We start from the raw sequence: 19341 nt of genomic DNA on the forward strand, positions 1-19341 counted from the left end.
TGGGTACTTGGATATTTAGGCGTTATTATCTGACACAGAATTTTGAACGCCCTCTAAACCCTTGGCTTTTTAATATTTACGAAGCTCTATTTGTTTCATTGCTTGCTGCTGGGTTGACTCACCTTTTCATAATAACTTATTGGGGGAGTTTCTTTTATACTTATAAAGTAGAATTTGGATTCTCTAGTCTTTATTTTTTCTCCTTTCTGATACTTAGCACTCATTTTATAGCTGCTTTCTCTTTGCGATGGAACTTTGTTTTTTCTAGAAAATCGATCTCACAATCTGTTACCTCATTGCTATTTGTAACAGGGGCATATGGTTTTTTTTCTAAGCTAATAGTTGCATCTATATTTTCTTTTTTGACTTTTCTTTATTACAATTCCTCCGTTCCAGATGTTAAAGCTCTAATGCAGGACTATAGTGATGTATCATTCATAGTTGCTTTGGGTGCGGTATTAATTGTATTTCTCTGTATGATTTATGAATTCTATATTTATTGCTCATTAGTTAGACTTTCTGGGAGTAACTTGAATGGACTTGATTTTTCTAAGTTTAGATTGGTTGTTTTATCATTTGTCCTTATATTTGGTCCGACGATTTATATTAATTACTGGGTTATAAATGAATTCCTTGTTTTATTTTCTGAGCACGCTTCGGAGCATGAGCGCACGTTAGCAAAGCTAGTATATTCTTACTTTACCTTAATAATTGTGGGGCTTGTTGTATTTTCATATATAAAAAACAAATCGAGTATATTGAAGTGTGCAACTATGACTGCTTTGTTTATTAATTTACCTGTTTTTACGTCTGTTCCTGAAGGCGTGTGTAACAATGCACCCCACAACATTTTTGAATCGATTATTGACTCTGAGCATTTTAGCAACATTGAAATAGGGGTATTTTATTGTGTGCAATATATAAGTAGCGTTGCTTTACTAAGTTATCCCTTCGTAGCTTTTACCCTAATCCGCTCTATGTTATTTGGCTTAACAATAAAAGAGAATACTAGTGAATCCGTGACTTCATAAGTCACGGTGAAGCATAAAGTTATTTTAGCCAGCCACAATAGTTCCCTCATCAAGAGATATTATGCTGTCTTACTTGAGCTTTGATCGTCTGCATACCTTGCGGCTAGCAAGGGCTTAACGTCTTTTAGAATTAACTTTCCACAGTCATCAAAGTCGACTTGCTTTTCAACATTTGGCTTAAACCAGTCTAAATGACAGGACATTAAAAGAAATAATTAAAACACCCACCGTTAACTTTCTTGTTCAAAGCACACCTTAGGACTATAAAAACTCTTAGTGGGTGTCAGTATTGCTTCTTACTTAGTGGGTGTCACTGTTACTGTATTACTAATCTTATAAATCAAAAATCCCAGCTATGCTGGGATTACTCTTTTGGTTGCGGTTGTCATTATGATTTTGCTACCAGCTTCAGGGCTGATAACAATGTTATATACATCGGAAAGATGTTTTTGCCAAAAAATAGTTGGAGGAGGCTATCTGCGTTGTCTTGCTTATCAGTTATGGGCCGTTGAGTACACGTTGCGACAATAATAACAAGAAGCGACGATATTGAACTAAAGCAACACATACAGCGGGCCAATAATGCCGGAAGTGAATGAAAAAGTGTACGCATGGATAGTGAAAAGAAAGCGCGAGCGAGCAGGGCAATAGCAATTTGAACTCTCGTGCACTCAGCCAGGGTAATACCAGCATAATGATGAAAAGTTCGCCTTAATCCGCAGTGATCTTCAGCGTTTTTACAATGAGGTTATAAAGTTTTTGCATTTCAATTGGTTTGGCCAAACACTGATCAAAGCCTAAGCGTTGATATTTTTCTAGGTCTGTTTGCATAACATTAGCAGTCACAGCAATAAGCGGCGTATCTTTGTCTTGCGCTCTGACTTCTTGGCATACCGCAAGGCCGTCTTTTTTGGGCATTTGAATATCAACAAAAAACAGTGCTGGTTTGCCTTTGTTATATTCCAGCATGGCTTCCTCGCCATCGTTTGTCACGGTGAGGCTGGCGCCCGATGGTTTTATCATCGCACTAAAAATACGTTGATTAAGTGGGTTGTCTTCTGCCAGCAAAACCTCATAGCCTTTAAGGTTAGGAGTGGTGCTGCTGTTTTCAGCCACTGCTTTAGTGGGGGGCTCACCTATATCCAGTATGAGTTCAACGTTAAATTCACTGCCGACATTGAGTTTACTTTTTACAGTGACTTTACCGCGCATAAGCTCAGCCAATTGTTTGACAATTGTCAGTCCCAGTCCAGTACCGCCGAATTGGCGAGTGGTGCTGGGATCGGCTTGCTGAAAACGGCTAAATATCTTTTCTAGAGATTGTTCACTCATACCAGTTCCGGTATCAACTACTTTAATATTCACTAATTTGCCGGCATCACTGACAATGACGTCCACTTTTCCCGCGCTGGTGAATTTAACAGCGTTAGAAATTAGGTTGCGCAAAATCTGTTTAACCCTCAGGGGGTCGGCCACACGATAGGGGTTGGAAAGAGCATCATATTGAATTACTAAGTTTACTTGCTTGGCCGCGGCTGTATGAGAAAACTCTTGCCCCACCTCATTCACCAATTGCGATAAATCGGTGTTAACCAGCTCCATGGTCAGCTGACCGGCCTCTATTTTTGAAAAGTCTAATAAATCATTAAGCAGACTGAGCAGGGTTTGCGTTGATGTCATACCTTGCTCAATAAGCTCGTTGGAGTTGGTGGCACTGCGGTGGTGCTTCATTAATTGAAATACTCCATAAATGCCATTAAGGGGCGTGCGCAGTTCGTGACTCATATTAGCGAGAAATAAGGCTTTAGCGTGCTCTGAGCTCTGGGCGTTGAGCTTTTCTTGTTCTAGGGAAGCGACTTGTGACTTGATCCGCCCGGCAAGCTGGTTGAGTGTGGTTTGTAAGGTGGTGAGCTCTTTAAATCGTAAAGAGCTCTTTTCTTCACTATACACGCCATTACTTAACTGTTTACAATGCTGTTCCAACAGTTGTAGTGGGGTGGCCAGTCGTTGCGAGAGTTGCTTTAGATACCAATAAAGCAGCAACACAATGATGAGCCCGGCAACTGCTACGGCTGCTACCGTTTGGATAAGTTCACTATTATAGACTTGGGCTTCTCGGTTTAGTCGCAGTGTTATATCAATGCCATCCTCTGATTGCGACAATACTTGCAAGGCGTAGCCTTTCTCTGAGGTTTGCCAATCTCGTTTATAAGAATCTGCAAAGACACCCACCATTACTTTATTAGATCGTCAGACCGCCTAGGGAGTATATAAATTTGTGGTGGGTGTCAGCTAAAGAGTTTGCTTGGTGGGTGTCGGCTTAAGAGTATGCTGGACTGCCGGCTAGTGCCGGGGCTGCAGCTGACTCATTGTGAATGAAAATAACCAAGTAACTGAAATCGTCTTTTTTAGCTTTCCCTAGGCTCACGACTAACGCCGTCTATTGCATTCACTACCTGTAAGAGGTACATTGAGGAAAGAAGGATTTTTAACTGTAAAGTTAAGCACTAAATGAGATATACCTTTCAATTGGTTAAGTTGAGCAGCCAGCGTTTACTTCGGCGAATCCTTTTTTTGCTAAGCTTCAGTTAGCTGCGCTCTTGAATTTAGAAATTATTAGTGTAACTGGCATTTTCATCGCATGCGTATTAGCTACTGCGAGCACTCCTTCTTTAAAATTATATTAACTAGCATGCCAAGGAGTTTACGTTGCACTCAGAAGTCACCTTCCAATCAGATAAAATAACGTTAGCAGGTACGCTAACTGTACCTAAATATGATGCTCCACCGCCGTGCGTAATTATGGTGCATGGCAGTGGGGCGCAAGACCGCGATGGCAATATTTCTGGTTTTAATACTGAAATTTTTAAAAACCTAGCTGGGTATTTAGCCGAACAAGGAGTAGCTTCTTTTCGTTATGACAAACGAGGGTGTGGTGAAAGTGCGGGGAATTTTAAAGTTGCAGGTTTGTCTGAAGTGGTTGCAGACGCATGTGCTGCCATTGATTTTATAGGCGGCGAACAAGGTGATGTGATTAACCAAATAGAAATTTATCTTCTTGGTCACAGTGAAGGGGCGGTGTTAGCGCCTGAAATCGCTGCAACAAGACCAGAACTTGCTGGTATCATCATGTTGTGTGCCAGCCTTAGGAGCTTTGAGCAAGACGGTGTTAAAAATGCTGAAATATTGAATCGCGATTTAAACAAGATGACGGGTTTAAAAGGGAAATTAGCTCGCCTGTTTTTATACACTAAAGACCCACTGGCAACGATGCAAAAGCTGAGGCGCAAGGTTGAAACGACCAAAGCCAAAAGAATATGGGTCGCGTTTAATCGGGTGAGTACTAAGTTTTATCGTGAGACGTTTAACTACGACGTTAAATCTTTCTTACAAAAAAACCAGCACCCGATATTAGCCATTGGTGGTAGCAAAGATTTTCAATGCCATCCAGACGATACCTTGTTAATTAAAGAAATATCGCCAAGCCAAACTGAGACGCACATTATTGAAGACATGGATCACACGTTGAGACTGCAACGGGAAGAAGCGACAATAATAAGCTATGCCAGCTCATGTAGCGGACCAATAATGCCGGAAGTGAATGAAAAAGTGTATGCATGGATAGCGCAACGAAAGCGCGAGCGAGCAGGGCAATAGCAATTTGAACTCTCGTTCACTCAGCCAGGGTAATACCAGCATAATGATGAAATTTCGCCTTAATCCGCAGTGATCTTCAGCGTTTTTACAATGAGGTCATAAAGTTTATGCATTTCAATCGGCTTGGCCAAACACTGATCAAAGCCTAAGCGTTGATATTTTTCTAGGTCTGTTTGCATAACATTAGCAGTCACAGCAATAAGCGGCGTATCTTTGTCTTGCGCTCTGACTTCTTGGCATACCGCAAGGCCGTCTTTTTTGGGCATTTGAATATCAACAAAAAACAGTGCTGGTTTGCCTTTGTTATATTCCAGCATGGCTTCCTCGCCATCGTTTGTCACGGTGAGGCTGGCGCCCGATGGTTTTATCATCGCACTAAAAATACGTTGATTAAGTGGGTTGTCTTCTGCCAGCAAAACCTCATAGCCTTTAAGGTTAGGAGTGGTGCTGCTGTTTTCAGCCACTGCTTTAGTGGGGGGCTCACCTATATCCAGTATGAGTTCAACGTTAAATTCACTGCCGACATTGAGTTTACTTTTTACAGTGACTTTACCGCGCATAAGCTCAGCCAATTGTTTGACAATTGTCAGTCCCAGTCCAGTACCGCCGAATTGGCGAGTGGTGCTGGGATCGGCTTGCTGAAAACGGCTAAATATCTTTTCTAGAGATTGTTCACTCATACCAGTTCCGGTATCAACTACTTTAATATTCACTAATTTGCCGGCATCACTGACAATGACGTCCACTTTTCCCGCGCTGGTGAATTTAACAGCGTTAGAAATTAGGTTGCGCAAAATCTGTTTAACCCTCAGGGGGTCGGCCACACGATAGGGGTTGGAAAGAGCATCATATTGAATTACTAAGTTTACTTGCTTGGCCGCGGCTGTATGAGAAAACTCTTGCCCCACCTCATTCACCAATTGCGATAAATCGGTGTTAACCAGCTCCATGGTCAGCTGACCGGCCTCTATTTTTGAAAAGTCTAATAAATCATTAAGCAGACTGAGCAGGGTTTGCGTTGATGTCATACCTTGCTCAATAAGCTCGTTGGAGTTGGTGGCACTGCGGTGGTGCTTCATTAATTGAAATACTCCATAAATGCCATTAAGGGGCGTGCGCAGTTCGTGACTCATATTAGCGAGAAATAAGGCTTTAGCGTGCTCTGAGCTCTGGGCGTTGAGCTTTTCTTGTTCTAGGGAAGCGACTTGTGACTTGATCCGCCCGGCAAGCTGGTTGAGTGTGGTTTGTAAGGTGGTGAGCTCTTTAAATCGTAAAGAGCTCTTTTCTTCACTATACACGCCATTACTTAACTGTTTACAATGCTGTTCCAACAGTTGTAGTGGGGTGGCCAGTCGTTGCGAGAGTTGCTTTAGATACCAATAAAGCAGCAACACAATGATGAGCCCGGCAACTGCTACGGCTGCTACCGTTTGGATAAGTTCACTATTATAGACTTGGGCTTCTCGGTTTAGTCGCAGTGTTATATCAATGCCATCCTCTGATTGCGACAATACTTGCAAGGCGTAGCCTTCCTCTGAGGTTTGCCAATCTTGTTTATCGGTTAAACGTGCGGACTGACTACTGAACCAAATATCGCCTTTTTCAGCATGATTTAAGCAAAAGTAACCAACATCAATTTCTAAATACAAAACGCCAGTGTATAGGAACGGCCGCATTAATGATGGCTGTTTTTGTCGTAATGGCAAGGCTAAAAATAACCGAGCTTGGTCAGTGGGTGCAATCTCAAGCTCAGTATGGGAGATAACCAGTTTGTCTATTTGTAAAGCGCGTTGCTTGCGTTGCAATACTTTTTGGCTGTGCGCGGTAAACACGTGGTTTTGCCACTTAAGGGTGTCGAAAGGGTAGGCCTCGACAATGAAATTTGAACCATCGCTGATCAGAGCAGAGCGGATCATGGCATGCTCTTCCACTAAATTACTGAGACTTTTACGGGCATACTGGGTTAACAATAAGTCATTGGCGACAGAAGCTAATATATGGTCTTCACTGAGCGGAGCAACCTGATAGATAATTTCATTAAGTTTGGCTATAAAATCAAGGCTAAGACTGTTGGCGGCGCGTTTTATGTCTTGCTGTTCTAACTGTGCTTTTTGCTGCATCATTGAAAACGCAACTAGGGTGATAAGCAAAAACAAAAAGCCAGCGAAAATGGCCGTGAGCTTACGCTTTATTTCGCGTACGATACTTTGTTCAATCATTTTTAATCGATTTATTAATAATAAACTGCATGTACTTAGTCGTCTTTTCGACTCCATAAACACCAGCTAAGTAGCGTGTTACACCTTTTAGCATTGCCTCCCATACATACGCCATTATGGGGTCGTTTGGCAGCGGTGTGGTATACGTCAAGGCTGAAATAAGCGCCAGCAAGTGGGGGTCGGAACTGTCTAGCAAAAGCGCAAGACTGGTTTCTCTTACTGGTAATGTTCCAAGCTCCTGCCACAGCGCATCTTGCACTTTATCGCTTTGCATAAACTCGGCCAATAACTTAAGTGCGCTGCGTGTTTCAGTGCTGAGCGCTTGGCTCGGAAAAGCCAATACATGCGAAGAGGCAAAAGAGGTTAAACGCTGCGTTCCCCACAAAGGCAGTGGTGAGATAGCTAAATCGTCTTGCAGCTTGTGCTTTAGGTGTTGATATGCCCAAATACCATTAACGAAATAGGGGAGCTCGGCATTACTAAATTTAGCCATTAAGCATTGGTAGGCACAATTGGGGTCAATTGCGCCACTATTATACAATGTTTGGTAGTTTGAAATAGCTAAGCGCATAGCGCGGGTATCAAGTTGTGGCTGGGCGTTATTAATTAAAGCATTTTGTTGTGCATTGACCAATGACGCAAACCAGTACATTTCGTAATAATTCCACCCCAACACTGGCTGCTTGTGTGGCAATTGCAAAAACAATTGCAGATCGGTAAAGGGGCGTTCAATTAAGGTGGAGTTGTAATACAGTACGAGGTGGTTGCCGTACATAATAGGGATACCTTTTGGCACCCCTTTAACTTGTGCGCTTTGTAAAATATGGTTGCTAATGTCTGGTTTGTACCATCTCTGTGGCACACTGGAATAATCAAGCTCGGTTAGGCCAAGGTAGTCACTGGGCACAATAACCGCATCTGGCAACTGCGCGGTCTCAGCATATAGAACCAATTCGCTTTTCAGTTGGTTGTTATTAAACGCGAGAATATTTACTTTGATGCCAGTCTCGGCAGTAAACTGGTTAAAAAAGGGCTGAAAGTCATAATTTTCCATGCCTAACGCAATATCAATCTCTGATACGTTGAGCTCGGCTGAGTCAGCTTTTGAAGCGCTTAAGCTAAAGATGGACACGAAAAATAATAACTGTATAAAGCAGCGAATTGCTGTAACCGTGACGTTGTTCATTTGCGAATTGCCATCAAGCAAATGTGATTATTGTTTGTTATTGTAGACTAAATTACTGTGAGTTATAGGAAATAAATAAGGTTACTGAATAAATACTAAAAACAAGATAAAATACACGGTAATAATAGAATATGAGTAAAACACAGTAATGAACAAAGGCTTTATGTTAGCTTGTGATGGCAGTAATGGCGCAGGCAAAACAACCGTTATCAAGGGAATAGAGAAACACCTGAAAAAATTAGGTGTTGAGGTGGTAATGACACGGGAGCCAGGTGGCACGGTTATTTCTGAAAAAATTCGCGATGTTATTTTAGACCCCGCAACTCCCGAAATGACAGACATAACAGAGCTGATGTTATTTGGTGCGGCGCGAGCGCAACATGTGCAGGAAAAAATTATCCCAGCACTGCAAGCCGGAAAAGTGGTGATATCTGACCGCTTTGATGCCGCCACCTTTAGCTTTCAACATTACGCTCGAGGCCTTGATTACAATACCATTAAAACGATTAATGATTTAGCACTCGGTGGCTTTAAAGCAGACATGAACCTGATTTTAGATTTAGACCCACAAGAAGGCTTAAAACGTGTGAAATCGCGCGGAGAGGGACTTGACCGTCTAGAAGATGAAAAGCTGCAGTTTTTAGAGCGAGCCAGAGCGGGTTATTTACAACAAGCCGAGCGTGAGCCTGAGCGTTTTTGTGTTATTGACGCCAGCCAAAGCCAAGAGCAAGTATTAGCGCAAAGTATTACGCTCATTGAACGTTTGCTGACCACGCATCAGGTTCGGGTATCCTAATGCAAAGTACACCAGCGTGGCATCAAGCAAGTTTAGATTATTTAAATGCGGCCAAAAACAGTGGCAGGCTTCATCATGCTCAGCTGATTTCGGGAAAAGCTGGGGTTGGTAAAGCGTTACTTGGCGAGCACCTTAGCCACGCTTTATTATGCCTACAACCTAATGGCATTACTCCTTGTGGCCAGTGCAAAGCCTGTGCTTTAAATCGTTCAGGAAACCACCCCGATAAATTGCTGGTGGCGAGCGAAGGAAAGTCCATTGGCGTTGATGAAATTCGTGAAATCAGTGATTTTGCCAATCATTCGGCGCAGCAGGGGGGCAATAAAGTTGCGCTGATTGAGCAAGGGCATTTAATGACGCATTCTGCCGCCAATGCGCTGTTAAAAACCTTGGAAGAGCCCAACCCTGGGCGCTATTTGTTCATCACCAGTGATGACGACAGTAAGCTGCCAGCGACGATTTTAAGCCGCTGTAATAAAGTAGTGATGCATTCACCGACTCAGGCACAGTCACAGCAGTGGTTAAGCCAGCAAGGCATTGCACTCGATATGCCATGGTTTAACGAATTTGCCAGTCAGCCGCTGATGGTGGCTAAGTGGCATCAGCAAGGTCGCTTTGATGAGGTCAGTAGTTTGTACCAAGCCGCTGTTCAATTAAACCCGCAAAGCGCCGATGACGTAGAAAAAATATTGCTTAAACATAACGACCTAAGTGAAGTGTTTGCCCGCTTTGTGCTCAACCGCATCAAAAAAGCATTGCTGGAGGAGAGCCGCGTAGATTTTAGCGGCTATCAGAGTCTAGTGGAAAGTGTGCATCGTTTTATGTACGAGCAAAAAAATGTGTTAGGGTTAAATCAACACTTAAGTATATCTAAGTTATTATTTACCTTGCAAAAACAGCTGTAAAGAGGTGACCTATGCAAGCGTTACTTGCAGACTTTGAAGATTTAGATGAGTTATATCGCTGCTATATGCCGTTTTTAAAGTCGGGCGGCATGTTTATTAAATCCAACGGCCACTTTGAAATGGGACAGCCACTGACGTTGCGGGTGACTTTGCCTGACGCCTTAGAAGCCGACGAGGTAGAGGTCGAAGTGGCTTGGCTTACGCCTCAAGGTGCGCAAAACTCAAACCCACCGGGGGTGGGTGTCGCTTTTAAAGACGCACCAGCACTAAACGATAAAATTCATAAGCTTCTGGGTAGCATGTTGCACTCAGATAAACCCACATACACCATGTAGAGCCAGTATGATTGTAGACTCTCACTGTCATTTAGATAGACTCGATTTTGATAAGCTAGGCCTGAGCCTAGAGCAAGTGCTAGCCAATGCTAGACAAAAACAAGTAGAACACTTTCTATGTGTTAGCGTAACGCTGGAACAATTTCCAGATATGCTGGAGAAAATCAGCCAGTTCGACGATGTTTCGGCGTCTTGTGGCGTTCATCCTTTGGATCAGAAAGACAAATTAGATGCCGACAAACTCCGTCAGCTAGCTGCACACGATAAAGTAGTTGCGATTGGCGAAACTGGGCTTGATTACTACTATGCTAAAGACACCCACCAAGTGCAGCAGCAAAGTTTTGCCGGACATATTGATATTGCCAATGAATTGGAAAAGCCGCTGATCATCCATACCCGTGATGCCAAGGCCGATACCCTTGATATTATGCGCGCTCACAACGCTGAAAACTGCGGTGGCGTACTACACTGCTTTACCGAAGACTGGGATATGGCCAAGCAAGCCATTGATATGGGATTTTATATTTCGATTTCAGGCATTGTGACCTTCAAAAATGCCACAGAGCTAAAAGAAGTGGTTAAGCAATTGCCCATGGACCGACTGTTAATTGAAACCGACTCACCGTATTTGGCACCTGTGCCGCATCGTGGCAAAACCAATCAGCCTGCTTACGTTCAAGATGTAGCGTTTTATATCTCTGAATTAAAAGGCTTAAGTTACAAACAGCTGGCGCAGCAAACCACAGAAAACTTTTATAACTTATTCAACTTGGTAAAGCGCCAACATGGCAGCCCAGCTTAAGCAGTTACCTAAGGTTTTAATGGGCCCGATGTTACGTCGGGTTGAAGCTGCTCAGGTATGTATTCAGCTGGTAACGTGTAAGCCAGTGTCACTGGATGTTGTGATAGCTGGCGCCACCACAGAATGCCAAGTGGAAACGTTTCGTTTGGGTGAATCTTGCTATTTACACTTTGTATTAGTGACAAGCCCAAAGCCTTTACCTGACGGCAAGTTGCTACGCTACTTGTTAGTGGTGGATGAACAAGCCTACCAGCCTGATTACCTTATGTACGACCAGCAAAGCCTGAGTTTTGCAGTGCCTAATAACATTGAGCAGGTGCTGCATGGCTCATGCCGCAATCCACACCATCACAGTAAAGACAGCCTTCATACGGCTGACAAGTGGCAGTCGCAGCAGCGCGAGCTGGGTGAAATAGGTGTCGATCTGTGTATCTTTTCTGGCGATCAAATCTATGCCGATGATGTTGCCGGGGCCATGCTACTGGCGATTCGGCAACTCATTGAACGATTGGGACTTTATCAAGAGCAACCTCTTGGCTTAGCATTGCCTGACGACCAGCAAGCGCAGTTGTACCAACGCCACCACTTTTTACCAAAAACGCCGTGGCAAAATCGTTCTAAATTGTCGCCAAGTTATTGGTTACGCAAAGACGAGCCTCATTTTTCCAGCGTTAAGGCATATAATCACTTAATCTTGTTTGAAGAGTTTGTTGCTTGCTACTTGCTCAACTTCTCTCACTTAGCCTGGCAGTTAGTTAATCTCGATGCCCTTCATTATGACGGCGGCAACGCTAAGTTACGGGCTATTTTCAATAGCGAGCGAGAAGCCTTACTGGATTTTATTGAGACGTTACCGGCAGCCGAGCGCTTATGTGCAAACGTGCCGGTACTGATGATGTTTGACGACCACGATGTGACCGATGATTGGAACCTGACGGCGAAGTGGGAGCAGGCGATTGCTAATCATAAAGTAAGCACGCGGATAATCAGTAATGGTTTGATCAGCTATTGGTTATTTCAAGGCATGGGCAATGATGCTTTGGCGGCTACGGGCGAGTTAAAGCAAGGGTTCCGTAACAGCTTGCAAGACAATCGCTGGGCTTTTTCTTTGTTTGATAAACAAATACGTCGCTTTGGTCAGTGGCATTACAGTTTAGATACCTTTCCTAAAGTGGTGGTGTTAGATACTCGAACTCATCGTTGGCGTAATGAGCAAGATTTCAACGAACCCAGCGGGTTAATGGACTGGGAAATGTTGATGGAGCTGCAAGAAACCCTCATTGATCATAAAGCGGTTCTCATGGTGAGTCCGGCACCGGTGTTTGGTGTTAAGGCCATTGAAACCATTCAAGCGGTTTTTAATGCCTGTGGCGATCCTCTGGTGGTGGATGTGGAAAACTGGATGGCTCATGAGGGCGCGGCGAAGAAGCTGATTGATATATTCAAACGTGCCGATACCCCTAAAGAAACCATTATTCTCTCTGGCGATGTTCACTACTCATTTTGTTTTTCAGTGCAAGCTCGCTTTGGCCGCCATGACAACCGTATTTGGCAGCTCACGGCTTCTGGGATAAAAAATGAGTTTCCAAAATCCTTGATCCGCGCTTTGGACAAACTTGATACTATTTTATATGCCAAATACAGTCCGCTTAATTTATTCACCAAACGTTGGCAGTTAAAAGTGAGTAAGCATCCATCTTCGCACGGTACGCAAGGCTATTTGGTGTCTGACTCAGCCATCAGCCTAGTTACACTAGAAGCAGGAAAACTAGAAAAATATGAGCTGCTGCACGGCTCGGGTATTCATAGTCACTTTGATTTACAGTAATGGATTTATCACATGAAAAACGACTTCGCACGCTGACTTAGTGCTTCGTGCGAGTAAATCGATGGGGAGTTATTAACATGCGATATGGTTAGTTATTCGCCTGATTAAATCGGTGAATAAATCGGTGACACCCATTTTCCCACAATCCCAAACCAATGACACCCATAACTATTTCCATCTATAAACGGGAGGATTGACATTAAATCAACGACACCCACTATTATTTGCTTTCTTGTATTTAAGTAGATGATATCAATACTGAATAAATGACACCCACAACTATTTCTATTCATAAGAGAGAAAGTGGGATGGAAAAGAGTGAAAACACTTGTCCCGCTTATCCGCAAGTATTCATAAATGCTTGGCTTTTAAGCTTAAAGGAATTGAAACTTTAACAAAGTGGGTTCTCGCGCACGACAATTCACTGTAAATACAACAGCTATAAAAAAAGCTAAGACTGTTTGGTTTATTAAGCTAATAAACGTTCGCAATTTGTTAAGTTTGCTCGTCGTCGTTTTTGCAGCGTTTCACAGTAAGCAGTTAGAGCCGGCTCTCTGCCTACAGCACCATGAAATACTTGCGAAAATTGTGTGGTAAGTCTTATCCAGTTTTCAGGTTCTATGTTTAGTCGAGAAAGAATGGATTGCGCTTCGTTGATAAAACCAGGTTTATCCGCACGAATAGATTTGCCTGTTATTTCCACTAATTCGAGATAGGACTTTAATTCAAAAGGCAGACCTTTTAGCATATGCTGTCGGGGACTACCTGCGAAAGGTAGTAAGCTTTTGGGTTGTTTTCCTTGCTTTGCGTAGTCAATACGCTTCTTGATGCTGGTGAAGTCTGAGGTTTCAGGCGTTGCAGCGGCTTTAGCTCTGATAGGGTTTAAATCGACATACACTAAACAAGCAGCCAGTGCAGCTTCATCCAGTAATGCTTGGGACTTAAATCTTCCCTCCCAAAACCGACCTGTACAATGATCTTCTTTGTTTGCTCTGCGGGCGATGTTTTCATTGAGCACCCGCATAAACCAGCTAATATCTGCCAGCCTTTGTCTATACTTGGCGATATACGCATCAAGCATCAGCTGCTCAGAACAGCTGAATGGTTCACCGTTTGCAAACTTTTGGGTTATCCAATTACCTTTAAATAACTTGTGCCATCTTATCACAACATCCTTTTTCGATAGACGCTTAGCTTGCTTGTCATCAACATATAAAACAATGTGAGTATGGTTACTCATCACTGCATAAGCACAAACATCAATACAGAAAACAGACCCTAGTATCATGAGCATTTCTTCTACCCAATCACGACGGTGTTCGTACGTTTTTCCAGAAAATTTGTCTTCACCACATAGAAATGCGCGCCTTACGCAACGAGAGATGCAGTGGTAGTATTTGGTATCAGACAAGCTAACTTGCCTTTTTCGAGCAGTGGCCATCGCTTTGTTTCCTCAATCCTTTGAGTACAGAATTAAATAGTAGATGACACTTCGAGTTGGCACAAATTTGTGATGGGTGTCAGAGAGTTTGATCTTCAGAGAGTTTGATCTTAACCACATAGAAATGCATGCCTTACGCAACGAGGATACAGTGGTAGTATTCGGTATCAGTTAAGCTAACTTGTCTTTTGCGGGCAGTGGCAATTGCTTTGTTTCCTTAATCCTTTGAGTGCAGAATTAAATAGCAGACGACACCTTTGGATGGCATAAAGTTGCGGTGGGTGTCAGTTATATTAGTGGGTGTCAGTTATATTAGGTGTCAGTTATATTAGGTGTCAGTTATATTATTCAGTTATATTATTCTTTGGCGGTGTTTTTGTTCTTGCAATTCGTGACTGTTGGTGCTGAGGTAAGTACTTTACTTTTATCTATAAAGCTGGCTTTGTTGAGTTATTGCTAGGAGCGTCATATGAACTGGTCACCGATCCTTGGGCTAATTTTTTCACTTTCCGCCAATGCCCTTGTTATTAGGCATGATGTAGCGGATACAAAATACCTTGCTGCAGCAGCCAAAGACAATACCACAGTCACTTTTTATGGCTTGTATAAACAAAAGCAAATTGTTGAGGGTACGGGAGCATTGATCGACTCTTACTGGGTTTTAACAGCAGCACATGTCGCACAATACCTTAAAGAAGATGGTAAAGTACGGTTTAAGGATACCATGTACAGTATCGAAAACGTTATCATCCACCCTAAATGGCAAGACCGAAAATTTCCCTATGACATCGCCTTAGTGAAACTTTCAATGCCAATCAAAGCTGCAACCATTGCACAGCTCTATGCTGCGGACGATGAAGCAGGCAAAGTCTCTTGGTTTGTTGGAAGGGGAGATACAGGCAATGGCTTGAAGGGGCTCAGTGACGCGGATAATAGGCTCCGGTTAGCTTATAACCAGGTCACAAAAAGCCATGGTCAATGGCTTCAGTTTGTGTTTGATTCAGGCGAGCAAGGCTTGCCTTTAGAAGGCGTAAGTGGTCCTGGAGACTCAGGTGGGCCTGCGTATATTACAGTTGATGATAAGCTTTATATTATCGGGGTAAGTGCGTGGCAAAATACTGAACCAACAGGCTGGGAAGAAGGAAAGTACGGTGTTATCGAAAACTACTCCAGAATCGCGTTTTTTAGAGAGTGGATAGTTAACACAATACAGCAATAGATGAGGAAAACCATCTGAGTCAGAGAGGTATACTCTCTGTCAATTTTTGTCACAAATGAAACGACATGTTTTAGTTAAGCTCAGCCTTTTGGTTCACAACTCCCAAGCTGAGTCAAACTACTGTTGGTAACGCAATCACCAAACTCAATCAAGATAACCTAACGTTCCTGTTTTGCTTTGCTATATTTGAATAAATGTAGCCAATTATTTTGTGTCTATGCAACGAACTATGCGTTCTAACCACGCTTTTACACTCACCAGCCTAATTATTGTTTTAGTCTTGTTTGTGCCAGCATGGGTAATGGCTGCAAGTTTTCCAAGCTTTAACGATACCGCACAAGTCATGCGCAGATATGATTATAATTCGGGCTTAAGTCAAGTAACTGTCACGGCCATAAGCCAAGATCAGCTGGGCTATATTTGGTTGGGCACGCAAGCGGGTCTAAATCGATTCGATGGCCATGAATTCGTACAATTTTCGGTTAAACAAAACTCTAAGTCGCACTTATCCGGTGGCTTTATTACGGACATTTGCCACCGCGAACGCTTTATTTGGGTTGGCACAAGCACCGGTTTGAGCGTGTATGATACAGAGGCCGGCACATTTCGTTCGCTCCTCGCCACACATCATGAAGTCATAACCTCCGATCGGGTAAAGCATCTGGACTGCTTTGGTGACTCGGTAATTATTTCTACTGAGGAAGGCGAAGCGTACCAAGTGGATCAAGCGAGCTTGGCACCAGAAAAGCTCTACCTGCAGGGCGCGTTCGTCCGTCAAGTGCAACAAACTAGTGATGCTTTTCTCTATCTCAACGGTAAGGGGTTGATGAAGCAACCAAAGCAAAAAGTTGGCAGTGAGCTGTTATTAACAGGAGACTTTAAACGCTTGGTTGTTGCTGGAGAGCGAGTGTTTTTAATCGATTCTGAGGAGAATTTGATCAGTTTTGATACTCAATTTACGAAGGTTAACTGGCGCAAAAAGGTGAGTAAGCGGGTCAACTTGAGTATCAACGACCTTAAAGTAAGAGCCAGTGAAATTCTCGTTGCCAGTAACAACGGCGTGTATATTTTAGATCTGCAAGGTAATGTGGTGCGTCATTGGTATCGTCGTGCAGAGCAATACGATGGCTTAAGAGACAATAATGTTCTTAGCGTTACTCGTGATCGCAATGGCGATTTGTGGATTGGCACAGAGTCACAGGGGTTACATTTTTTTAGCCAACTGAGTGAGTCTTTTGGCCATGTCAGTGAACATAACTTCCCTCACTCTCCATTAGGGCACCCTGATGTCCGTAATTTTGCTCTAGATGCAGACGAACGTTTTTGGATTGGCACGTCTTCGGGCCTATATATCTATCAAAATGAGAGTTTCGTTGCTGCACATCGTATATTCCCCAGCTTATCGGTGATCAAAGGCAGTTTTATTACTCAGGTAAAAATTTATAATAATGTTCTTTGGGTCACTACTCGAGGGGATGGAGTGATCCGTTATGGTCTAAGCGATGGTGGCTTTACTAAGTTAAACCCCGATTCTGAAAATGGTCCGGAGTTGAGTTTTAATGATGTTATCTATTATCAAGGTAGCATTTTGGTCAGTTCAAGAACCTTAGGAGTGATGCGCTATGACTCTGATAGCAACACCCTAGTGCCATTTTTCGAAGGCTATAGTCATGCTCCCTCTCATGTTTCTTCATTTAAAGTCATTGGCCAGGCGCTTTGGTTCGGTTCAATTGGTGAGGGGCTGTTTAAATACGCTCAAGGACAACTCAATAACTTAACCACACAAGAAGGACTGAAGTCGAACTTAGTCTTTATGGTTGAGCAAGATCCTTGGGGGCGAATATGGGTGGCTAGTGAAACTGGCATTACCATACTCAATAAAAATCTTGAAGTAATGCGTAGCCTAACGGAGACAGATGGCTTAGCCAATCAAGCGGTGTGGGGGCTAGTGTACGATGATTATGAATACATGTGGTTAGGTACCAGTGGTGGCATGACACGAGTTAATGTTATGGATTTTGCCATTGATAACTTTTTACCTATAGATGGGGTGCAAGGCCATGAGTTTAATTATAATGCTGCTTGGAAAGCACCCGATGGCAGAGTCTTTATGGGAGGCGCTAAAGGGTTTAATCAGTTTTTTCCGCAAAATGTTTCGGTCTCCAATACGGCACGGCCAATTCTTGTCTCCAACATTGAGCTGCTAGGAGAGCCGCTGAGACCAGATCCGGATGGCATACTGCAAGTGGCGCCTGAGTTAGCTTCGTCAATTTCACTGAACTACGACCAAAACATCCTTTCATTACAATATTCCAGCCTCGATTTTGGTTCTGAGAATTTGCGTTTTTTTTATCGCGTTAGGGGGCTGAGTGATAAGTGGTTAAAGCTTGCCAGCGGAGTGCGACAAATTAATTTATTGCAGTTGGAGCCCGGGCAGTATCAAGTAGAAGCGTATACGGTTAACCGCTTTAATCTACAATCGCCGGTGCACGAGTTTACGATTAATATTGCCGCGCCACTTTGGTGGAATGGATATTCTAAGGCTATCTACGCACTGCTCATCATGGTGGCTATTAGTGTGTTCATTCGTGTCAGACAACAGCGTTATCAGCAAGTGCTGGCTGATAACCAAAAAATGGCACAGTTACAGGAGCGCTTAGAGTTATCTTTGTGGGCCAGTGGTGATGAGCTGTGGGATTGGCATGTGGCCACTGGCGATATTTATCGCTACAGCGTTCATCCAAGAATCAATTTTGGTACTCAGCAACAGAAACTTAGACTACCAGAACTATATGAATTTGTGCATCCAAAAGATTGTGTCGCGTTAGAAGAAAAGCTACGCGAATGTGTCGACGGCAAAAGCGAAGTGTATGAGCTCTCCATCAGGGTAAAGGATCATCAAGGTGAATGGTTGTGGGTGTTAGACCGTGGCAAAGTGGTAGACCGCGACGATAATGGCAGAGCAACACGGATAGCGGGGGCATTAAAGGATATTGCCGATTTAAAAGCCCATCAGCAGGCATTGCAGTCACTTAATGAACAGTTAGAAATAAAAGTCGCTATGCGTACCGATGAGCTTTATAAGAAAAATCAAAAGTTAGAACGAGCCATGTTTGAGTTAAAGCAAACCCAAGAAGAGCTGATTGAGAGTGAAAAAATGGCGTCCTTAGGTGCCGTGGTTGCTGGAGTCGCCCATGAGATAAATACCCCGCTTGGTATTGCTATTACCGCGGTATCGCATAATGAAGACAGCCTGGGTAATGTGGTAAAAAAATTAGAGGCTAAAACCCTTAAACAGCAGGATTTACTCGAATCCATCGAGTCTCAGCGTCAAGGCTATTCACTGATCCATCGCAACTTACAGCGTGCAGAGGGGCTTATCAGTAATTTCAAACAGGTGGCCGTGGATCAATCCAGTGAAACGGAGCGTGAGATCAATCTTTACGACTATGTCCATGATGTTTTTGACTCGCTAAAACCGCTAGCAAAAAACAAAGAGATCCACTTAGCCATTGAGGGCGATAAAAATATCAACCTAACCACGTACCCGGGTGCTATCTACCAAGTTATGGCCAATTTATTTAATAACTCGATTATTCATGGCTTTGAGGGCAGCGCCAGTGGTTCGGTAACGATTTATGTCAGCTGCGATGAACAGTTTTGGCGAATAATATACCGTGATAATGGTGTAGGGATGAATGAAGCCATGCAAAAAAGCTTATTTGAGCCCTTTGTCACCAGCAAACGCAATCAAGGGGGCTGTGGCTTGGGGATGCATATAGTCTATAACCTAGTTACTCAGCTGCTTAAGGGGGAGATCCGTTGTCAAAGTGAGCAATGGGAAGGGGTTGAGATAACCGTTAAAGTGCCATTGCAGCAACAAAACCACGAACAACAGGGAGCTAGCCAGTGAGCAGAGCTC

The 19341-nt window shown here is 43.3% G+C and carries 13 protein-coding genes; 9 read left to right on the top strand and 4 right to left on the bottom strand.

All coding sequences use genetic code 11. The annotated features are described in order from the left end of the window. A partial coding sequence (locus tag ACNKW2_RS15075) for a hypothetical protein (RefSeq protein ID WP_419149291.1) occupies positions 1 to 1031 on the top strand: 1031 nt, incomplete at its 5' end. Positions 1032 to 1742: 711 nt separating this feature from the next. On the opposite strand, the gene ACNKW2_RS15080 is transcribed toward ACNKW2_RS15075, so the two are convergent. Then, positions 1743 to 3266, bottom strand: a complete 1524-nt coding sequence (locus ACNKW2_RS15080; protein ID WP_419149292.1) for an ATP-binding protein — start codon at positions 3264 to 3266, stop codon at positions 1743 to 1745. A 474-nt stretch (positions 3267 to 3740) separates the two neighbouring features. On the opposite strand from ACNKW2_RS15080, the gene ACNKW2_RS15085 reads away from it, so the two are divergent. After that, positions 3741 to 4688: an alpha/beta hydrolase gene (locus ACNKW2_RS15085; RefSeq protein ID WP_419149293.1), complete on the top strand. Its 948-nt coding sequence runs from the start codon at positions 3741 to 3743 to the stop codon at positions 4686 to 4688. A 59-nt stretch (positions 4689 to 4747) separates the two neighbouring features. Here the strand turns inward: ACNKW2_RS15085 and ACNKW2_RS15090 are convergent, their stop codons facing one another. Next, positions 4748 to 6907, bottom strand: a complete 2160-nt coding sequence (locus tag ACNKW2_RS15090; protein ID WP_419149294.1) for an ATP-binding protein — start codon at positions 6905 to 6907, stop codon at positions 4748 to 4750. Continuing rightward, positions 6900 to 8093, bottom strand: a complete 1194-nt coding sequence (locus ACNKW2_RS15095) for a sugar ABC transporter substrate-binding protein (protein WP_419149295.1) — start codon at positions 8091 to 8093, stop codon at positions 6900 to 6902. Before ACNKW2_RS15095 ends, ACNKW2_RS15090 begins: the two co-directional genes overlap by 8 nt. A gap of 148 nt (positions 8094 to 8241) precedes the next feature. Between ACNKW2_RS15095 and tmk the strand changes: the two genes are divergently transcribed. From tmk to ACNKW2_RS15120, 5 genes are read left to right on the top strand one after another with little or no spacing between them, the layout of a single operon-like run. Next, complete coding sequence (gene tmk / locus ACNKW2_RS15100) at positions 8242 to 8889, top strand: dTMP kinase (RefSeq protein ID WP_419149296.1); 648 nt, start codon at positions 8242 to 8244, stop codon at positions 8887 to 8889. Beyond that, a complete protein-coding gene (gene holB, locus ACNKW2_RS15105) occupies positions 8889 to 9794 on the top strand; it encodes a DNA polymerase III subunit delta' (RefSeq protein WP_419149297.1) in 906 nt (301 codons plus the stop codon). The genes tmk and holB overlap by 1 nt, the downstream gene beginning before the upstream one ends. A gap of 11 nt (positions 9795 to 9805) precedes the next feature. Continuing rightward, positions 9806 to 10129: a PilZ domain-containing protein gene (locus ACNKW2_RS15110; RefSeq protein WP_419149298.1), complete on the top strand. Its 324-nt coding sequence runs from the start codon at positions 9806 to 9808 to the stop codon at positions 10127 to 10129. 7 nt (positions 10130 to 10136) lie between these two features. Next, the gene (locus tag ACNKW2_RS15115) at positions 10137 to 10931 is read left to right on the top strand and encodes a TatD family hydrolase (protein ID WP_419149299.1); all 795 of its coding nucleotides are present in this window, start codon (positions 10137 to 10139) and stop codon (positions 10929 to 10931) included. After that, positions 10915 to 12759 (top strand): alkaline phosphatase D family protein, encoded by a 1845-nt coding sequence (locus tag ACNKW2_RS15120; RefSeq protein ID WP_419149300.1) that lies wholly within the window; start codon positions 10915 to 10917, stop codon positions 12757 to 12759. Before ACNKW2_RS15115 ends, ACNKW2_RS15120 begins: the two co-directional genes overlap by 17 nt. A gap of 469 nt (positions 12760 to 13228) precedes the next feature. On the opposite strand, the gene ACNKW2_RS15125 is transcribed toward ACNKW2_RS15120, so the two are convergent. After that, the gene (locus ACNKW2_RS15125) at positions 13229 to 14200 is read right to left on the bottom strand and encodes a transposase (protein WP_419149301.1); all 972 of its coding nucleotides are present in this window, start codon (positions 14198 to 14200) and stop codon (positions 13229 to 13231) included. A 469-nt stretch (positions 14201 to 14669) separates the two neighbouring features. On the opposite strand from ACNKW2_RS15125, the gene ACNKW2_RS15130 reads away from it, so the two are divergent. Together ACNKW2_RS15130 and ACNKW2_RS15135 are read left to right on the top strand one after the other, a co-directional pair. Then, positions 14670 to 15419, top strand: coding sequence for a S1 family peptidase (locus ACNKW2_RS15130; RefSeq protein WP_419149302.1), 750 nt, complete (start codon positions 14670 to 14672; stop codon positions 15417 to 15419). A 301-nt stretch (positions 15420 to 15720) separates the two neighbouring features. After that, on the top strand, positions 15721 to 19332 hold the full coding sequence (locus tag ACNKW2_RS15135; RefSeq protein WP_419149320.1) for a sensor histidine kinase: 3612 nt from the start codon (positions 15721 to 15723) through the stop codon (positions 19330 to 19332). The last annotated feature ends 9 nt before the right edge of the window (positions 19333 to 19341 follow it).

The sequence above is a fragment of the Pseudoalteromonas 'SMAR' genome, assembly GCF_048515945.1.
Lineage (GTDB): Bacteria > Pseudomonadota > Gammaproteobacteria > Enterobacterales > Alteromonadaceae > Pseudoalteromonas.

Bases quoted from the DNA above. Each gene is read 5' to 3' on its own strand.
- ACNKW2_RS15090 (WP_419149294.1), bottom strand. From the start codon at position 6,907: ATGATTGAACAAAGTATCGTACGCGAAATAAAGCGTAAGCTCACGGCC.
- ACNKW2_RS15110 (WP_419149298.1), top strand. From the start codon at position 9,806: ATGCAAGCGTTACTTGCAGACTTTGAAGATTTAGATGAGTTATATCGC.
- ACNKW2_RS15120 (WP_419149300.1), top strand. From the start codon at position 10,915: ATGGCAGCCCAGCTTAAGCAGTTACCTAAGGTTTTAATGGGCCCGATG.
- ACNKW2_RS15125 (WP_419149301.1), bottom strand. From the start codon at position 14,200: ATGGCCACTGCTCGAAAAAGGCAAGTTAGCTTGTCTGATACCAAATAC.
- ACNKW2_RS15115 (WP_419149299.1), top strand. From the start codon at position 10,137: ATGATTGTAGACTCTCACTGTCATTTAGATAGACTCGATTTTGATAAG.
- tmk (WP_419149296.1), top strand. From the start codon at position 8,242: ATGAACAAAGGCTTTATGTTAGCTTGTGATGGCAGTAATGGCGCAGGC.
- ACNKW2_RS15130 (WP_419149302.1), top strand. From the start codon at position 14,670: ATGAACTGGTCACCGATCCTTGGGCTAATTTTTTCACTTTCCGCCAAT.
- ACNKW2_RS15135 (WP_419149320.1), top strand. From the start codon at position 15,721: ATGGCTGCAAGTTTTCCAAGCTTTAACGATACCGCACAAGTCATGCGC.
- ACNKW2_RS15095 (WP_419149295.1), bottom strand. From the start codon at position 8,093: ATGAACAACGTCACGGTTACAGCAATTCGCTGCTTTATACAGTTATTA.
- holB (WP_419149297.1), top strand. From the start codon at position 8,889: ATGCAAAGTACACCAGCGTGGCATCAAGCAAGTTTAGATTATTTAAAT.
- ACNKW2_RS15080 (WP_419149292.1), bottom strand. From the start codon at position 3,266: ATGGTGGGTGTCTTTGCAGATTCTTATAAACGAGATTGGCAAACCTCA.